Origin of the sequence: Bacillus multifaciens, from assembly GCF_030756675.1 — a bacterium.
Lineage (GTDB): Bacteria > Bacillota > Bacilli > Bacillales > Bacillaceae_G > Bacillus_A > Bacillus_A multifaciens.
The window spans coordinates 1-2,967 of sequence record NZ_JAVBXD010000086.1 but is presented as its reverse complement, the minus strand read 5'-3'; the positions used below and the strand labels follow the sequence as shown (position 1 = coordinate 2,967).

The 2,967-nt window shown below is 27.8% G+C and carries 3 protein-coding genes; 2 read left to right on the top strand and 1 reads right to left on the bottom strand.

What is annotated here, in order from left to right:
• The first annotated feature begins 205 nt into the window (after nt 1–205).
• A complete protein-coding gene (locus Q9306_RS24455) occupies nt 206–1,414 on the top strand; it encodes a hypothetical protein (RefSeq protein ID WP_306203231.1) in 1,209 nt (402 codons plus the stop codon).
• On the top strand, nt 1,407–2,108 hold the full coding sequence (locus Q9306_RS24450; RefSeq protein WP_306203229.1) for an ABC transporter ATP-binding protein: 702 nt from the start codon (nt 1,407–1,409) through the stop codon (nt 2,106–2,108). Before Q9306_RS24455 ends, Q9306_RS24450 begins: the two co-directional genes overlap by 8 nt.
• Before the next feature lie 103 nt (nt 2,109–2,211).
• On the opposite strand, the gene Q9306_RS24445 is transcribed toward Q9306_RS24450, so the two are convergent.
• On the bottom strand, nt 2,212–2,784 hold the full coding sequence (locus Q9306_RS24445; RefSeq protein WP_306203228.1) for a tyrosine-type recombinase/integrase: 573 nt from the start codon (nt 2,782–2,784) through the stop codon (nt 2,212–2,214).
• Nucleotides 2,785–2,967: the final 183 nt, after the last annotated feature.

Genomic DNA, 2,967 nt, shown 5'->3' with positions numbered 1-2,967 from the left:
ACTACCATTATACAAGAATTTGGGGAGGTACTCCTTTTTTGTGTGCTCAAAACCATTGGTATATCAGGGCTGAAAATTATGAAATTGATTCATGTATTAACTTATTTAAAAAGGAGAAATATATATTGGGATAACTAAAGATTTATTTATTGCTATTAGTTTGTTTAAGACTTTGTCTAAAGGAAAAATAAGAAGGACGTTGAAATTGTCTGACTTTATTGTTTTATTACTTGGGATTCCTATTATGGCATATGCTATAACCGGGTTTTATCCTTCTGTAGAAGATTTATATCAATCTTTGCATTTAAATTTTATTTGTTTATTGATAGGTGTCACAACAGGGATAACTATTAGTTTGAATCAATACAATAAAGAAGAAGTACAATTTTTATTTCTTCAAACTTATAATATACAAATTATTTCTTGGTATCACGTTTTAAAAGTGCTTATTCCTTTATTAGGAATAAGCTGTATATTATTTGTTTCATTATTTTGGTGTCATAGTTCTTTTATTATCAGTATGTTAGAGCTTCATATAGAGATAATACTAGGATATGTTTTAGGAGGGAATTTATTTTTTCTTTTTAATTTAATTAAAAGATATAGATTATTTAACTGTATAAGTAATTTGTTAATTTTAATTCCAAGTTGTTTTAAAGGATATTTGAATATTAAAATTATTACAGGTTTATTTTTTATTTTTTTCTTTTTAAAATTCTCTAAATATAATTGGAAAGGATATCTTTATTGTAAACATAACTTAAGACAACAAAAAAAGAGATCTTTTATTACTAGAAAACCTATATTAAAAAAAGAGTTAGTAGTTATGTTTGGGTTTCAAAGGATTATTCCTTTAATAATATTATTAATATGTGGGCAATTTTGTTTTTATATTATACATGAATTGAAGCTTGATGCTTTTGTAGTTATAACATTAATATTAATTGCGCTTATGCATGATACGTGGACTCTTAATATTGTTGGCTTAGAGGAATCTACAATCTATTTATATATTTATTCTAGATTATCTTTAAAAAAATTAGTCTTTACCAAATGGTTTATTTGTTTTTCGATAGTATCATTTATAGGTATATGTGATTATATTTTCTGGGGTATATATTATGGTGAGCCTATAATAAAAGTGGTTCACAATGTATTGATATTGTTGTTATTTAGTTTTTTAACTAGTGTACTATATATATTTATCGGTATTTATTTTTCTGATTTTAATCGTCGAACGTATTATCGTATAAATATAAAAGGTATCGTAGTTTCAGTAGTATGTGTAATACTATTATTCTCTAGTTATTTAATTTCTGTAAACTTATTAGTTATAGAAGCGTTATTGATAAGTTTTTTACTTATAAAACTATTAGGTTCAGAAGAAAAATTAAGGAGTCTTTTCAATGCTTGATAAATTTAGTTTGCAGATACATAATCTTTCTCACTCATATGATAATAAAATAGCCTTGAATAATATAAATTGGACTTTAAATGCTGGGAATATTTATGTTCTTTTAGGTCCGAATGGGGCAGGGAAAACAACCTTTCTTAATTTATTAGCAAATGCTATTAAGCCTACTTCTGGAAGTATTACTTTATTAGATTCAAAGGGGAAGAATATTAACGAATCTCTATTGAAGAATATAGGGTATTTAACGGAATTTCCATATTTTTATCCTTTTTTAACTACAGTAGAAATGATTCGATTGGTAGGACAATTAAAGGGGTTAGAAGTGAATTTTTTAGAAAATCAGATTGAAAAGTGGATTGATTTGTTTGGTTTGCATGAATATCGAAATCAAACAATGGGTTCATTGTCACAAGGTACAAAAAAGCGAGTTGCTTTTATAAATAGTATTATTCATCAACCAAGAATTATATTATTAGATGAACCTACTAACGGTTTGGATCCAGAACAAATAGTCCTGTTTAGATATGTTTTAAAAGAATTATCTAAAGATGGTGCTTTAATTTTGCTTTCAACACATATTATGGATTTAGCTGAAAAATTAGCTGATAATATTGGGATTATACGTAATAATAATTTAATTTATACTGGGGAAAATATTAAGGATTTAGAAGATTTATACCTTAATATTCAGTGAGAAATAGCTTTTGTATTAGTAAGGGAACCTCCTCAATATTGAGGAGGATTGGGATATGTTATAAAATGGTCAATTTAAAGGGTATCTTTTTAGATATATTGAATTAAATTAGAAATGTATCTAATATATTATCTTTTTCTTCTTTATTGATTCCAATATACTTAAGTGTAATTTGTGGTGTGCTGTGATTCAAGATTTCTTGCAACATGGTCACATCTTTTGTTTGTTTATAGAACCAATAGCCGAAGGTTTTTCGCATGGTGTGGGTACCAATGGATTCTACACCGGCAAAATCTCCGGCTTTTTGTAATTGTCGATAAGCCTGGATTTTGCTAATGGGTTGATTTCCTTTTCGAGAAGGAAATAGCCAGGTACTTTTGATAGTTTGAGCATAGGTATATACTTCATTAAAAATAGATGTGATGTTGATTATACGTTCTTTCTTCGTTTTCCCCTCTTTGATTTTAAATTCTTTTCTCTGTTTTCGTTTTAATTTCAATATGGTTTGAGTTTCTAGTTTAAGTAGATCACTCACACGTAATCCGGTATGAATGCCAGTAAGAAATAATAGATAGTCTCTTTCGGAACAGTGACGTTTTAGGGCCCATTTCATATCTTCGATTTGTTGTTTGCTACGGATAGGTTGGACATCAATGAGATGTGGTTTTTTGTTCATGGATTTTAGACCTCTTTATCTACAATGTTTTGAATGTATACTTTTGTCATATAAATTGAGGATATCAGGAGAATCGGTAAAAAGTTGTTTTTTGCAAGCAGAAAGTGCAGAGAATTGCAGCGAAAAGTGCAGAGGCTTGCAGTTCTCTTTTTTCTTAAAGATTCATGTCTAAATTTGCAGAAG